Origin of the sequence: Thioclava indica (genome assembly GCF_000714545.1) — a bacterium.
Lineage (GTDB): Bacteria > Pseudomonadota > Alphaproteobacteria > Rhodobacterales > Rhodobacteraceae > Thioclava > Thioclava indica.
The window spans coordinates 1-14,571 of the sequence record NZ_AUNB01000084.1 but is presented as its reverse complement, the minus strand read 5'-3'; the positions used below and the strand labels follow the sequence as shown (position 1 = coordinate 14,571).

Below are 14,571 nucleotides of genomic sequence, written 5' to 3'. Positions count from 1 at the left end.
GGCGCTGTGAACGGGGCGCGTTTTGAGGGGGGATATGGTGGCACGTAAAACCACGCATCGGATGGGCTTGAAACCTGTCGCTATCATTGCACTGATCGCGACGGGGCTTGCAGGTTGCGGCCCTGCGCCGCGCGGCAGTGGCATCAACGACCCTTACGAGGCGTCCAACCGCAAAACTCATACCTTCAACAAGCAAGTCGATAGCGCGCTGTTTCGCGCATCAGACGAGGATAGCAAGCCCGTCGGTCCGATTGGGCATGCGGTGGGCAATGTCGGCAACAATCTGGGCCTGCCCAGCAAGGTGCTCAACTCGATTTTGCAAGGCCGCCCCGAGCCTGCGATCAAGAACACCTTCCGGTTCCTGATCAACTCGACGGTGGGGCTGGGCGGGATTTTTGATCCTGCTGGGAGCGGTTTGTCGCTGCCCGAGACCTATACCGATTTCGGCGAAACGCTCCATGTCTGGGGTGTGGGTGAGGGGTCGTATCTGGAACTGCCGATCATCGGCCCTTCCACCGAGCGCGACGCGCTGGGCACGGTTGTCGATCTGCTGATCAATCCGCTCAACGCGCTTGACCCCGACCCCCGGCTGGCCTCGATGGCGTTCCGATTGGGGGCCAAGGTAGAGACCCGCAAACAATACAGCGCAACGGTGGATTCGGTGCTGTATGGTAGCGCCGACAGCTATGCGCAAAGCCGCCTGCTTTATCTGCAAAACCGGAGATTTGAACTCAATGGCGAAGAGAAAAATGATGCCGCAGCCTATGATCCCTATGACGACCCCGCGCTGCAATAGACGTGCTGCACTGCGCCTTGGGGTCGCGGGAGTAGCGGTGGCGCTGCTGCCGGGTCAGGCGCTTGCGCTGAATGATTCGCAGGCCAAAGCGCTGATCCAGCGTGCTGTGAATGATGTGAATGCCGCGATTGCGTCGGGTAGAACGGGGCCTGCGCTTTATGCGATGTTCGAGAGGATCTTCTCAAAATATGCCGATGTGAATGTCATTGCGCGTTCGGCATTGGGCGTGGCTGCGCGTCGGGCAAGCGCGGCGCAGATGGCAGCTTTCACGCGCGCCTATCAGGGCTATCTGTCGCGCAAATATGGCAAGCGGTTCCGCGAATTCATCGGTGCGCAGTTCAAAGTGCAGGGCGCGCGCCCGATCAAGAGCTTCTACGAGGTCAAAACCACCGCGATCCTTAAAGGCCAAGCACCGTTTGAGGTGCTGTGGCAGGTTTCCGATCGTTCGGGTCATGACAAGTTCTTTAACCTGATCGTGGAAGGCGTGAACATGCTGGCCTCGGAGCGCACGGAAGTCGGGGCGATGCTGGATCGCCGCCGCGGCAATATCGACGCGCTGATTCAGGATTTGAAAACAGCGGGCTAAGGTCTGGAGATTGGCTTACAGAAAAACGCCCGGCGGTTTCGCCGGGCGTTTCCATATCTGAGCGTCGCTTTTGCCTAGTTCCGATTGCCGCCGAACACCCCAAGCAGGCTTTTCAGGATCGAATCAGATGGGTTGCGGCGCTGCGGCTGCTGTTGCTGAGGCTGGGGTTGTTGCGGCTGCGTCGGCTGACCCGTGCTTTGCGTCTCGCCCGGATATTGCTGGGCCTGCGCTTGCCACTCTGAAGGCTGCGCCATCGGCAGCGGTTTCGCGGGCTGGCCGTCTTCTACGCGCTTCATCGTTTCGTGGAAGATCTCGGCGGGCAAACCACCGCCCGTCACCCCTTTAAGCGGCGTGTTGTCGTCATTGCCCATCCAGACGCCGACGACATAATCCGCCGTAAACCCGATGAACCACGCATCCCGCGAGCTTTGAGTCGTGCCGGTTTTCCCCGCGATCTCATAGCCTTTGACATTGGCGCGCCCGCCCGTGCCATGCAGCACGACCTGGCGCATCATATAGGTCAGCTCACGCGCGGATTTCTCGGAAATCACCCGCTCGCCGATGCCGCCGGGTTTGCTGAACAGCGGGTCGCTGTCACCTTTTAGCGTCAGCGTGGTCAACCCGTATGGCGTCACCGATGAGCCACCGTTCAAGATGCCCGCATAAGCGCCCGTCATATCCAGCAGATCCGATTCGCCGACCCCAAGCGCGACGGAGGGTAAGTTTGGCAGATTTTGCGCAAACCCAAGCCCCTCGGCGACCTTGATGACATTTTCACGCCCCACAGCTTCGGACACCCGCACAGTCGCGACGTTCACCGAATGCTCCAGCGCGGTGGTCAGCGTTATCGGGCCGCGGAAGTTGCGCTCGTAATTGCGTGGCGACCAATCGGGCGATCCCGGCATCTTCACGGTCAGCGGTGCATCATCCACCATCGAATCGGGCGTGTAGCCCAGATCGAGCGCGGTGGCATAGACAAAGGGTTTGAACGTTGAACCAGTCTGGCGCTGCGCCATCGTGGCGTGGTTGAACGCACCGGTCACCTTGGTTTTGCGCCCGCCCACCATGCCGCGCACCGCGCCATCGGCGGACATCACGACGATCGCCGCCTCGGCAGAGCTGCCCTTAGAGACCTTGTTGGTAAAGACCGACTGCATCGCCTCTTCGGCGGCGGATTGGATGCGCTGATCCAGAGTCGTGTGAATCACCACATCTTCGGTCGTATCACGCGACAGGAAATCGGGGATTGTATCCATCAGCCAATCGGCGAAATAGCCCCCCGCACGGCGTTGCGCCGCCTCGCTTAGCGTGGCTGGGTTTGCCTTGGCATCTAGGAATTGGCGATCCGTCAGGTAGCCCTGCTGGTGCATCAACGTCAGCACGGTTTCCGCGCGCTCCTGCGAGCGTTTCAAATTGTTTGTTGGCGCGTAATAGCTGGGCGCTTTGAGCAGACCTGCCAGCATTGCGGATTGCTGCGGATTGTCATTGGCGGCCGAAATGCCGAAATAGCGCTCAGAGGCGGCCTCAAACCCACGCGCGCCAGCCCCCAGATAGGCCCGGTTTAGATAGATCGAAAGCACCTGATCCTTGGTGTATTTCAGTTCCAGTGCGAAGGCATAGGGCACTTCCTTGATCTTGCGCTTGAGCCCGCCAGAGCGGCAGTCGTTCTCGTAAGCGGCCTCGTTCTTCCATTCCTTAGGATTGAACTTCACGCCAAGGCACAACAGCTTGGCCACCTGTTGCGTGATCGTCGAGCCGCCATTGCCTTGAAACGGCCCGCGACCGTCTTTAAGGTTGATCGCAATCGCCGAGGCGATGCCGCGCGGGCTGATCCCGAAATGATGGTAGAAGCGACGATCCTCGGTCGCGACAACCGCATCGCGCAGATAGGGAGAGACGTTCTTGGCATCAATCAGCCCGCCAAAGGTTTCGCCGCGCCAGGCAAAGACCTTATTCTGATCGTCGAGCATCGTGACCGAGCCACGGGTGCGCCCGTCCAGAAGCTGCGTGTATTTCGGCAGCGTCGAATAGAAATACAGAGTCGCCGCCACGACAACGAGCGCGATCACCATCGAAAAGCGCCAGAATGCGCCCCAGATCATGCGCCAGACAAACCGCACCATCCCCGCGATTGCGCCCATGACGCCACCGCGCCGAGGGGGGCGTGGTTTTTTGCCCCGCGGTTTGCGTGGCTTTGGCGTCTTTGAGGGGGTCGGGGTCTTTTTTGGCGTGGAATAGCGTTTATCCGCCACCAACGACCCGCGCCGTCCGCCCTTCTGTGTCATTTGCCTGATCCGCTGCCTTGTTTTCGTTGCACGCAATTTACACGCCACTTCACAGGATGTGCACCCGCATAAAGTAACGTTTCAGTTTTGCATGTTGCCTAAATTTAATGCGATGCGCTTAAAATGTATAATTTTTAGGCGATTTCGCTGGTCCGCGCCCATTTCACTGGCTCAAGTTTCCTTGTGCAACCGCAGCGAAGCGGTCCTTCTGACGCCAGACGATGTCGTTCGAATACGGCATTGAGACGTGCTGAATCAGGAAGGGATGACAGGTGAAACTCATCATTGCAGCAATCAAGCCGTTCAAGCTCGAGGAGGTGCGCGAAGCGCTCACCACCATCGGCGTGCGCGGCATGATGGTTACCGAGATCAAAGGCTTCGGCGCTCAGTCGGGGCATACCGAAATCTATCGTGGCGCGGAATACGCTGTGAACTTCGTGCCCAAGGTCAAGCTTGAGATCGTCGTCGCAGACGGTCTGGCCGATGAGGTCGTCGATACGATCCTGAAAGCCGCCAAGACCGACAAAATCGGCGATGGCAAAATCTTTGTTCTCGATGTGGGTCAGGCGGTGCGTGTCCGGACCAGCGAAACCAATGACGACGCGCTCTGAGACGCGACAGGGGAAAGTAGGACTATGAAAAACCTTTCGAAAATCACGGGTCTTGCGGCGGTCTTCGCTGCTGTGGCGCTGCCCGCGCTTGCCCAGGACGCGGCACCCGCCGCAATGGATCCGCCGGCCAATGAAATCGGCTTCATCCTGAACACCTTCATGTTCCTCGTCACGGGCTTCCTCGTGATGTGGATGGGGGCAGGCTTCTCGATGCTCGAAGCGGGCCTCGTGCGGTCTAAAAACGTCGCGATGCAGTCGCTCAAGAACATCTCGCTCTTCGCGATCGCTGCGATCATGTATTATTTGATCGGCTATAACCTGATGTATCCGGGCGATGGCTGGTCGATTGATGGCGTGTTGGGTGCCTTCTCGACGACCTCGCTGGAACCTGTTGGCGTTGGCGCTGACAATGTGGACCTGACCTATGCGTCGGTCGGCTCCGACTTCTTCTTCCAGTTGATGTTCTGTGCCACCACCGCGTCCATCGTGTCGGGGACCTTGGCCGAGCGCATCAAACTGTGGCCCTTCCTGATCTTCACCGTGATCCTGACCGGCTTCATCTACCCGATCCAAGCCTCGTGGAAATGGGGCGGTGGTTTCCTGGATGCCGATTTCGGGTTCCTCGACTTCGCAGGCTCGACGGTTGTGCACTCGGTCGGTGGCTGGGCTGCTTTGGCAGGCGCGCTGATCCTCGGGCCGCGTATCGGCAAATATAAGGACGGTCGCGTTCACCCGATGCCGGGTTCGAACCTGACGCTCGCAACGCTGGGTACGTTCATCCTGTGGCTGGGTTGGTTCGGCTTTAACGGTGGTTCGCAGCTGTACATGAACACCGTGGGCAACGTGGCTGACATGTCGCGTATCTTCGCCAACACCAACACGGCAGCGGCTGGCGGTGCGATTGCAGCCCTGATCATGACGCAACTGCTGTATAAAAAGCCCGATCTGACGATGGTGCTCAACGGCGCGCTGGCGGGTCTTGTGTCGATCACCGCAGAACCGCTGACGCCGAGCCTTGGCGCAGCCACCATCATTGGTGCCATCGGCGGTATCATCGTGGTCCTGCTGGTTCCGATGCTCGACAAGCTGAAGATCGACGATGTTGTCGGCGCGATCCCGGTCCACCTGGGCGCTGGTATCTGGGGCACCTTGGCGGTTCCGATCACCAACCCTGACGGTACTTTCTACGGTCAGATCGTCTCGATCATCACCGTTGGCGTGTTTGTCTTCGTGGTGTCGGCTGTCATCTGGTTTATCCTGAAGATGACGATGGGCATCCGCGCTCCGGTCGAAGACGAGCTGATGGGCTTGGATAAGGCGGAACTGGGTATGGAAGCCTATCCGGAATTCACCAACTGATCCAAGGGATCACCGAAATAGGAAAAGGCCCGGAGTTCGCTCCGGGCCTTTTTACGTTCGCAGCACAGGTAGGCTATTCCATCGCGGGCGCCGCGTCTTGCCCGCCTTGGGAGGTACTGGAGTAATCCGGTTTGCGCAGGAAGAACACCAGCGGAATCGCGGCTATCGTGATCCACATCATGAACTTGAAATCATCCAGATAGGAAATCATCGCGGCTTGCTGCGTGGTCAGGTTGTCAAGCACCTGATAGACCGCTGTCTCACCGTATTGGCCCAAAGCAGAACTACCCGAGGCCAGCCCTTGCAGGTTCTGCGGGTTCATTCCCGAGGCCAGCTCGGAGTGATTCACCGCAATCATATGGGTGAGCAGTGCCGTCACGATCGAAATCCCGATCGACGAGCCGATATTGCGCACAAGGCTGAACAGAGCCGTGCCATCACCGCGATACTTTTGATCAAGCGTCGCAAAAGCCAGCGTTGTGATCGGCACGAAAACCGACCCCAGCCCAAAGCCCTGCACCACGCCGGATAGAATGATCCATTTCGGCCCCATCAGCGGCGAGAAGGTAGACATCATATGCAGCGAATAGGCAGTCAGCGACAGGCCGAGCACCACCAGCAGGCGCAGGTCAACGGACTTCACCAGCCGGCCTATCACGAGCATCATGATCATCGCGCCGACCCCGCGTGGCGACATTACCAGCCCGGTCGTTATCGTCGGATAGCCGAAGATGCCGGATAGCATCGGCGGTAGCAGTGCCAGGGACGCCAGCAGCACGATCCCGACGATGAAGATAAAGATCAGCCCCATCGACAGGTTGCGATCCAGAAACATCCGCGGGTCAAGGAACGGCTTTTTCGCTCCTAGGATCCAGATCACAAACACCCAGAATCCGCAGATCGACAGAGCAAGTTCGATCCAGATCTCAAGCGACGAGAACCAGTCGAGATCCGAGCCGCGATCCAGCATCATCTGCAACGCACCGATACCGATGGCGAGAGCTGCGAAGCCGAAGAAATCGAACTTGGTCTTGCGCTTGGGCATCTCGGGCAGGAAAGACATCGCCCCTGCAATCGCGATCACGCCTAGCGGCACGTTGATATAAAATACCCAGCGCCAGTTGAGCGTCTCCGTCAAATAGCCGCCCAGCGTCGGGCCGATGATCGGTCCCAGCATGATACCCGCGCCAAACATCGCCATCGCTTGCCCGTGGCGTTCCCGCGGGTTGATATCGAGCATGAAGCTTTGCGCCAGTGGCACAATGGCTGCGCCAAACACACCCTGCATCAGGCGAAACATGACCATTGCATCCAACGACCAGGCGATGCCGCATAGCATCGAGAAAATCACGAATCCAACGACCGAAACCATGAAAATCTCGCGCCGGCCGAACTGGTTTGCCAACCAGCCCGACATCGGCGTGACGATGGCGGCCGCCACGATATACGAGGTCAGCACCCAATTGATCGTATCGCGCGATGCGCCCAGATCGGCCCGCATATCGGGCAGCGCCACGTTGGCGATGGTCGTATCTAGCACCTGCATGATCACGGCCAGCATCAGTGAGGCCATGATCAGCCCGCGATGGGGCACGTTATGGGGGTCGATTGCCTTGGGCTGTTTGGCCTCGGGGCTATCTGTGGCAAGCTCGGCCATAGATTATTGCCCCTGATTTTCGGGCGCGGCCTGCGCCTTGCCGCCCATCAGCTGACCAAGATTTGACTTGGCATTGGTATCAACCGTCACCTCTGCCGACAGACCCGCGCGCAATCCCTTAAGGTCCGAACCCTTTGCCAGCCGCAAGCGCACGGGCACGCGCTGGGTTACTTTCACCCAGTTGCCGGTCGCATTTTGCGCGGGCAGGATCGAGAATTCAGCGCCGGTTCCCGCCCCCACAGCCTCGACGGTCGCGTCATACTTGCGTCCGGGGAAGGCGTCGAAGGAAATCTCTGCGGATTGGCCTGCTGCCATGTGGGTCAGTTCGGTTTCTTTGAAATTCGCGATCACCCAGACGTCAGACGTATCGACAAGCGTGAACACGCTGGAGCCGGCACTGACCATCTCGCCCGCTTTGAACGAGGCCGCCTGATAGATGACGCCATCGGTGGGCGCGTCGATCTCGGTTTGCTCAAGATTGTATTTCGCGTCATTCACCGCCGCGATCGCCGCTTTGACTGAGGGGTGATCTTCGACGGCGATTTCGGGGTCGCCATCAAGAGCGACCTTGGCCGAGGCAACTTTTTGCTGCGCCGATGCAAGCGTGTCGATTGCGGCCTGCGTCTTGGTGCGCTGCGCATCCAGCGAGGTGCGGCTGGTGGTGCCGCTTGCCGTCAGGCTTTCCTGACGCACGAGTTGCTTTTTCTCGTAATCGGCATTGTCGGCAGCCTGCTTTTCATCCGCCACCGCTGCCTTATAGGCCGCACGCAATTGTTCGACCTGAAGCTTGGCAGTCGAAAGCCCGGCCTCTGCCTTGGCCAAAGCCAGCTCGTAAGGTTTCTTGTCCAGCACGAACAGAGGATCGCCCTTTTTGACATGCTCGTTCTCCGAGACGAACACTTTCGTCACCCGACCCGAGATCTGGGTCGCTACCGGAATTCGCGCCATCTGGTAATTGGCGTTCTCGGTGGTCTCGGAACCGCCCGAACTAAGCCAATACCACGCGCCGCCAAGCACGATCAGCGCGGGGACAAGAATCAAAAGCCAGGTTTTCGGGCCCTTTTTCTCTTTTTTGGCGTCTTGCCCTTCGGTCTGGGCGTCTTTTTTTGTTGTGTCGTTACTCATGGTTAGCCTCGGAACTCTGGGAGGGGCTCTCCTCATCGGAGAGATTGTGGACGATCTTTTGCAAAGAACTCATGACCTGTTTGACCGCGCGGTCGGACAAGCCGTTGAGCGCCTTGGCGTAAACGGCCTCAGCGATGTCATGCGCCTCTTCAAAGGCGGCACGGGTTTTCGCCGTGGGATGGATCAGCTTGACGCGCCGGTCGTTGCAGTCGGGTTTGCGCAGCACCCAATCGGCCTCTTCCATGCGATCAACGAGGCGCGAGACCGAGATCGGTTCGATTTCGAGCAGCTCGGCCAGACGCGCCTGCGCCAGCGGTCCTTCGCGCTTGAGATAGACCAGAAGCCGCCATTGCGCGGTGGTCAGGCCCAGCTCATTTGCGCGCTTTTCAAAGCGACGCCGGATAAGCCGGGTCACGTCATGCATGAGGAAGCCTAGACTTTGTTCGGGCATTATGTGCTCCGCTGTGTCGCGTATATCATGAGCCCTTACATTATAAGCTGGCTTACTATTTCAAGGGTAAAATGTGAAAAACCGAAATAAAAAGACGGAAGCCCTAGGGCTCCCGTCTTCAACCGTCTGGATTTAGGGTTGGTTCCCTAGACGCCTGCGTCGATCAGTGCGCGCGCCAGTAGCGGAACGGATTTTTCGTTCAACCCTGCGATGTTGATGCGCGAATCGCCCACCATATAAATCGCGTTCTCGGCTTTCATCTTGGCGACTTGTTCGGGCGTGGCACCAAGGCGTGAGAACATACCGCGATGCTCGGCCACGAAATCAAAGCGATCCGAGTTCGACAGGCGACGCAGCTCATCTGCAAGCTGCTTGCGCAGGCTCAGCATGCCGGTGCGAACCTCTTCCAGCTCGGCCTCCCATTCCGCGCGCAAGGCCGGATCGGTCAGCACGCGGGTGACAAGGGCTTGCCCGTGATAGGGCGGGAAAGAATAGGTCTGGCGGTTGAGATAGCTCAGCGTGCTTTGCGTCACGCCCTGCGTTTCCGCAGCGCCCAGCACCATTAGGCAGCCGGTGCGCTCACGATAGATCCCGAAGTTCTTGGAACAGGATGCCGCGATCAGCACCTCGGGCAGGCGTGAGGCGATCAGGCGGGTGCCTGCGGCGTCTTCTTCCAGCCCATCGCCAAAGCCCTGATAGGCGAGGTCGATCATCGGCACGGCACCGGTTTCTTCGAGCAGATCGGCGACCTTGCCCCATTGATCGAGCGTCAGGTTCGCGCCGGTCGGGTTGTGACAGCAGCCGTGCAGCAGCACGATGTCGCCTTTTTTTACCGCTTTCAGGTCTGCCATCATCGCATCGAAATCCACGCTGCGGCTGTCGGCATCGAAATAGCGATAGGCTTTGAACGCCTGCCCCATGAAGTTCAGGATCGACAGGTGGTTCGGCCAGGTCGGATCCGACACCCAGATCGTGGTTCCTTCACTGGCCATGCGGGCCAGTTCAAACCCCATACGGCACGCGCCGGTCCCGCCGACGGTGGACAGGCACGCCAGACGATCTGCGGGATAATCCTTGCCCAGCACCATTTCTGCCATCGCGGCGTGAAATTCAGGTTGTCCGGCAAGGCCCGCATAAGATTTCGTGGTTTCGCTATCCCAGACCTGTTTTTCGGCTTTATGCACAGCGGTCATGATCGGGGTCTTGCCGTCTGCGTCCTTATAGACGCCGACGCCCAAATCGACCTTGTTGTCACGCGGATCAGCGCGATATTCGCCCATCAGCGCCAGAATTTTATCGGGTGCTTGCGCTTTGAGATTGTTCAGCATCATGCTTCTCCGGTTGCGACCCGCAGGTCGTTATACATGCCCCATTCCGCCCAAGCGCCATCATAGACCGCCCAGTCGGACTTGCCCGTCAGTTCCAGCGCGAAGGCCAGCAAAGCCGCGTTCACGCCAGACCCGCAGGTGGTGATTGCAGGCTTGGACAGATCGACGCCCGCGCCTTCGAAAATCTCGCGCAACGCATCGGGGGATTTCATCTTGCCGTCGCTTAGCAACATGTCCCACGGCACGTTTTTCGAGCCGGGAATACGGCCCTTGCGCAGATTGGGGCGGGGCTCTTCGTCTTGGCCGATGAAGCGGCCATGTGCGCGTGCGTCGATGATCTCGTGATCGCCCAGCTTGGAGGCATGGGCCACTTGCGTCACGTCCTTTACCAGACCCGACTGGCGCTGCACGGTCATGTGACGGTCGCGCACCACCGGCGCCAGGTCTTCCAGCGGGCGGCCCTCGGCCTCCCATTTCGGCAAGCCACCATCAAGCACGGCTACATCGGTCTTGCCCATCAGGCGGAACAGCCACCACACGCGCGGGGCGGAAAACACCGAATGCTGGTCATAGATCACGACCTGATGGCCGTCACCGACCCCCATCGCGCGCATCCGCGAGATAAACTTTTCGGTCGGCGGTGCCATATGCGGTAGCTCCGAGCGGTTGTCGGCCACATCATCAATGTCAAAGAAGCGCGCGCCGGGGATGTGCTTGGCGTCATAGGTCGCCTTGGCATCCAGACCCATCTGGGGCAGGAACCACGAGCCATCCAAAATCCGCAGATCGGGATCATTCAGATGGGCGGCAAGCCAGTCCGTCGATACAAGCGTTTTCGGGTCATCCATCGCGTTGCGCCTCTCTCTATCGGTCAGAGTTGATTAGACTCAGCACTGCGAGAGACGCAAGGGCAGGGCGCGCAAAACCGCGCCAGCAGCTAGTGATTTTGCTTGAGTAGCCGCTGTTTCTGGCGGTTCCAGTCGCGCTTGGCCTCGGTTTCGCGTTTGTCTGCCTGCTTTTTACCCTTGGCGATGCCGATCAGCAGCTTGGCGATGCCCTTGTCGTTGAAATACATCTTGAGCGGCACGATCGTCATGCCCTCGCGCTGGGTGGCATTCCACAGCCGCGACAATTCGCGTTTCGACACCAGCAGCTTGCGCTTGCGCCGTTCTTCATGGCCGAAATGGCCGGCCTGCATGTAAGCCGCGATATAGCCGTTAATCAGCCACAGCTCGCCATCCTCAACCGAGGCATAGCTTTCGGCGATATTGGTCTGGCCGGTGCGCAGGCTTTTCACCTCGGAGCCATACAGCATGATCCCCGCCTCGAGCGTATCCTCGACGGCGTAGTGATAACGGGCCTGCCGATTTTCGGCGATCAGCTTGGAATTGGGATCAGAGTGTTTTTTCATGGTCGCCCCGAGATAGGGCTTGGGGGGCACTCTGTCCAGTGCGGCACTGCTGCGCTTGACCTATGACGGGCTGCGCGACTAGCAGAGACTGTTGCAGTCGAAAGGATGAACATGCTTCACCAGATCGCTATCGGATCGCTGATGATGCTGATCACGATATCCTTTGCTGCGACGACGGCTTGGGCGTTAGAGGCGATGTTCGTGCGTTCTGCCCGCTGGGTGATGCGCGAGCCGCATGGGCCAAAGCTGTTACTGATGGTGATGGCGGCCGCGCTTTGGGCGCTGGCAATGGTGACGGCCAGCGTCTGGGCTTGGGCGATCTGCTTTCGCCTGCTCGATATTTTTCAAACGATGGAAGAAGCGGTCTATTTCGCGCTCGTCGTCTATACGACGCTGGGGTATGGCGACATTCTTCTCAGCCATGAGTGGCGCATCCTGGGGGGCATGGCGGCGGCGAACGGTCTGCTCAATATCGGGTTTCTCACCGCGATGATGGTCGAGACCCTGCGCCAGATCCGCAAAAACCAGCTTGAGGCGCGCAGGCTTAAGGCACATTCCAGCATGCACCTCTAGGCCCGCACGCATCATTTAGTCGATCATCAGCGCCTCTTTGACGATGCCCGTCAACATATCGGTGACCGGGTCCATCGTGCCCTTAGGATAGTCGCGAAAGCCGACCGTGATCTCGCCGGGGTTTTCCGGGGTTTCATAAACAAAGATCGTATAGGGGCAGTATTGCACGTTGGTGATGTCGCTTGTCATCACCTCGCGCGAGACCTTGGCCGAGCAAAACGAAAAGATATCCGCGCCGGTGAACAGCGTTTTGGTCTCCCCGACCGCGTCTTTGGTGCGCTCCAGCATATCGCCGGTATGGCTGACGTGATCGACCACAAGCCCCGCCCCGACGATTGCGTTTTCCACCGCGAAGGTGATGTTGTCGAAGCTGTCCTCGGTGGTCCAGGTATGTGCCTCTTGCGCGGTAGCGGCCTGTGCCCCCATCAAAACTGTTGCCGCTAATGCGACCCCTATCAGTCGTTTCATCTATGTCTCCCTTGTCTCCCACACCGCCAACGCATTCGGGCGTCCGGTGATCCAAACCCAAGTGTGGCGCGTATTTTTCTTTATGCCTAGGGGTAACAATGTCACCCCCATTTCCGAAAAGGGGTGCGTAAGGCACGCTCCGCACCCATACTGCGGGCATATAGGAGGTATTTCATGCGCAAGATCAGACCCGGTGACCCAACATGGGCCGACGTGACGCCAAAGGCCGATTTCCTGAACCGCCGCCAGATTATGGCGGGGGCTGGCGCGTTGGCGCTGGGCACGATTGCGGGGCCGGCCTTGGCCAAGATCAATGCCGCGCCCTCGAAATATTCGACCGATGCCGCGCCGAACACGCTCAAGGACATCACGAACTACAATAATTTCTATGAATTTGGCTGGGACAAGACCGATCCTGCGGCTCATGCCGGTCAGCTTGTGACCGACCCGTGGTCTATCGAGATCGACGGAATGGTCGATAAGCCCGGCAATTACGCGCTCGATGACATTCTCAAACCAGTGACGCTGGAACAGCGCATCTATCGGTTCCGCTGTGTCGAGGCGTGGTCGATGGTCGTGCCGTGGATCGGGTTCGAGCTGGCTGATCTGCTGAACCGCGTGGGTGTGCAGCCCGGCGCGAAATACGTGGCGATGCAGACATTGCTGCGCCCCTCGCAAATGCCGGGGCAGAAACAGGGCGGTATCGACTGGCCCTATGTCGAGGGTCTGCGGATTGACGAGGCGATGAACCCGCTGACGATTCTGGCGACGGGGCTTTATGATGAAGAGATGCCCAATCAGAATGGCGCGCCGATCCGTCTGATCGTGCCGTGGAAATACGGATTCAAGTCGATCAAGAGCATCGTGAAAATCTCGCTGACCGACAAGATGCCCCGCACCACGTGGAATCAACTCCAGCCGCGCGAATACGGATTCTATGCGAATGTGAACCCCAAGGTGGATCACCCGCGCTGGTCGCAGGCGACGGAACGGCGTGTGGGCGCAGGGCTTTTTGCCGGGCGCGAGCCGACCTTGATGTTCAACGGCTATGAAGACGAGGTGGCAAGTCTTTATACCGGTATGGATCTGCGGAAGAACTACTGATGAGCATGGCTGGCCTGTCCACCCCGATTAACGGCGCTCTGCGGCGCGTCCCGAGCTGGGTCGTCTATCTGGCCGGGCTGATTCCTCTGGCTTGGGTCGTCTATCTGACCTTCACCGGGGGAATCGGCGTCGATCCCGTTAAAGGAATCGAGCATCGGCTGGGCAAGATCGCGCTGTGGTTCTTAGTGGGTGGTCTTGCGATCACCCCCGCGCGGCGCTGGTTGGGATTGAACCTGATCCGCTATCGTCGCGCGATTGGCTTGCTCGCCTTCTTCTATATAGCGTTGCACCTGTCTGCCTGGGCGGTGCTGGATATGGGAATGCTGTGGTCGCAGGCTTTGGCAGACCTTGTGAAGCGCCGCTACCTGCTGCTGGGAATCAGCGCCTTCATCCTGCTGATTCCTCTCGCAGCGACATCGAACAATGCCTCGATCCGCAAGCTGGGGCGCAATTGGCGTAGGCTACATTGGCTGGTTTACCCTGCCGTGATGCTGGGCGTGGTGCATTATCTGCTCCAGATGAAGGTGATCTCGACCGAAGGCTGGCTTTGGCTGACGGCGGTTCTGGCCCTTTTGGGGCTGCGTCTGGTGCCCAGATCGCGGTGACCCGGCGGCAAAGCGCGTCAGACGTTTCGCGGAATCGGGTGATTTGCGAAACATTGTTGCGGAGGCGGTGTTTTCATCCGTTTGGTCAAGGGAAGGCGCGCACAATTATCGTTTGAAAAACAATGGCGTAAAAGGTTTTTGGCAGAAATGTGCAAGCTTTCTGAAAAAGACGCTTGCGGACCTCAGGCACTAACCGTAGAACCCCCCTCACC

The 14,571-nt window shown here is 58.8% G+C and carries 15 protein-coding genes; 7 read left to right on the top strand and 8 right to left on the bottom strand.

The genetic code is table 11. The features are described 5' to 3' along the window. Positions 1 to 37 precede the first annotated feature (37 nt). Both DT23_RS16980 and DT23_RS16975 read left to right on the top strand, forming a co-directional pair. The gene (locus DT23_RS16980) at positions 38 to 796 is read left to right on the top strand and encodes an MlaA family lipoprotein (protein WP_240473653.1); all 759 of its coding nucleotides are present in this window, start codon (positions 38 to 40) and stop codon (positions 794 to 796) included. Continuing rightward, positions 765 to 1,382, top strand: coding sequence for an MlaC/ttg2D family ABC transporter substrate-binding protein (locus DT23_RS16975; RefSeq protein WP_420804694.1), 618 nt, complete (start codon positions 765 to 767; stop codon positions 1,380 to 1,382). Before DT23_RS16980 ends, DT23_RS16975 begins: the two co-directional genes overlap by 32 nt. A gap of 74 nt (positions 1,383 to 1,456) precedes the next feature. On the opposite strand, the gene DT23_RS16970 is transcribed toward DT23_RS16975, so the two are convergent. Then, positions 1,457 to 3,667 carry a transglycosylase domain-containing protein gene (locus DT23_RS16970; RefSeq protein WP_038133226.1) on the bottom strand — a complete coding sequence of 737 codons (2,211 nt, stop codon included), beginning with the start codon at positions 3,665 to 3,667 and terminating at the stop codon, positions 1,457 to 1,459. A gap of 272 nt (positions 3,668 to 3,939) precedes the next feature. Between DT23_RS16970 and DT23_RS16965 the strand changes: the two genes are divergently transcribed. Both DT23_RS16965 and DT23_RS16960 read left to right on the top strand, forming a co-directional pair. Next, positions 3,940 to 4,278: a P-II family nitrogen regulator gene (locus DT23_RS16965; RefSeq protein ID WP_038133224.1), complete on the top strand. Its 339-nt coding sequence runs from the start codon at positions 3,940 to 3,942 to the stop codon at positions 4,276 to 4,278. Positions 4,279 to 4,302: 24 nt separating this feature from the next. Then, a complete protein-coding gene (locus tag DT23_RS16960; protein ID WP_038133222.1) occupies positions 4,303 to 5,637 on the top strand; it encodes an ammonium transporter in 1,335 nt (444 codons plus the stop codon). A gap of 73 nt (positions 5,638 to 5,710) precedes the next feature. Here the strand turns inward: DT23_RS16960 and DT23_RS16955 are convergent, their stop codons facing one another. The 6 genes from DT23_RS16955 to smpB form a co-directional block, all read right to left on the bottom strand. Continuing rightward, the gene (locus tag DT23_RS16955) at positions 5,711 to 7,210 is read right to left on the bottom strand and encodes a DHA2 family efflux MFS transporter permease subunit (protein WP_051697405.1); all 1,500 of its coding nucleotides are present in this window, start codon (positions 7,208 to 7,210) and stop codon (positions 5,711 to 5,713) included. An 87-nt stretch (positions 7,211 to 7,297) separates the two neighbouring features. Next, positions 7,298 to 8,419, bottom strand: coding sequence for an HlyD family secretion protein (locus DT23_RS16950; protein ID WP_051697391.1), 1,122 nt, complete (start codon positions 8,417 to 8,419; stop codon positions 7,298 to 7,300). Beyond that, a complete protein-coding gene (locus DT23_RS16945) occupies positions 8,412 to 8,870 on the bottom strand; it encodes a MarR family winged helix-turn-helix transcriptional regulator (protein ID WP_038133220.1) in 459 nt (152 codons plus the stop codon). The genes DT23_RS16950 and DT23_RS16945 overlap by 8 nt, the downstream gene beginning before the upstream one ends. 146 nt (positions 8,871 to 9,016) lie before the next feature. After that, positions 9,017 to 10,198: an amino acid aminotransferase gene (locus tag DT23_RS16940; RefSeq protein ID WP_038133217.1), complete on the bottom strand. Its 1,182-nt coding sequence runs from the start codon at positions 10,196 to 10,198 to the stop codon at positions 9,017 to 9,019. Beyond that, positions 10,198 to 11,046, bottom strand: coding sequence for a 3-mercaptopyruvate sulfurtransferase (gene sseA / locus DT23_RS16935; RefSeq protein WP_038133216.1), 849 nt, complete (start codon positions 11,044 to 11,046; stop codon positions 10,198 to 10,200). The genes DT23_RS16940 and sseA overlap by 1 nt, the downstream gene beginning before the upstream one ends. An 89-nt stretch (positions 11,047 to 11,135) precedes the next feature. Continuing rightward, a complete protein-coding gene (gene smpB, locus DT23_RS16930; RefSeq protein WP_038133215.1) occupies positions 11,136 to 11,609 on the bottom strand; it encodes an SsrA-binding protein SmpB in 474 nt (157 codons plus the stop codon). 111 nt (positions 11,610 to 11,720) lie between these two features. Between smpB and DT23_RS16925 the strand changes: the two genes are divergently transcribed. Beyond that, positions 11,721 to 12,182, top strand: a complete 462-nt coding sequence (locus tag DT23_RS16925) for an ion channel (protein WP_038133437.1) — start codon at positions 11,721 to 11,723, stop codon at positions 12,180 to 12,182. Positions 12,183 to 12,197: 15 nt separating this feature from the next. On the opposite strand, the gene DT23_RS16920 is transcribed toward DT23_RS16925, so the two are convergent. After that, complete coding sequence (locus DT23_RS16920) at positions 12,198 to 12,650, bottom strand: DUF302 domain-containing protein (protein WP_038133213.1); 453 nt, start codon at positions 12,648 to 12,650, stop codon at positions 12,198 to 12,200. Between the two features lie 174 nt (positions 12,651 to 12,824). Between DT23_RS16920 and msrP the strand changes: the two genes are divergently transcribed. Both msrP and msrQ read left to right on the top strand, forming a co-directional pair. Beyond that, a complete protein-coding gene (gene msrP / locus DT23_RS16915; RefSeq protein WP_038133211.1) occupies positions 12,825 to 13,754 on the top strand; it encodes a protein-methionine-sulfoxide reductase catalytic subunit MsrP in 930 nt (309 codons plus the stop codon). Further along, a complete protein-coding gene (gene msrQ, locus DT23_RS16910) occupies positions 13,754 to 14,359 on the top strand; it encodes a protein-methionine-sulfoxide reductase heme-binding subunit MsrQ (RefSeq protein ID WP_081847284.1) in 606 nt (201 codons plus the stop codon). The genes msrP and msrQ overlap by 1 nt, the downstream gene beginning before the upstream one ends. The last annotated feature ends 212 nt before the right edge of the window (positions 14,360 to 14,571 follow it).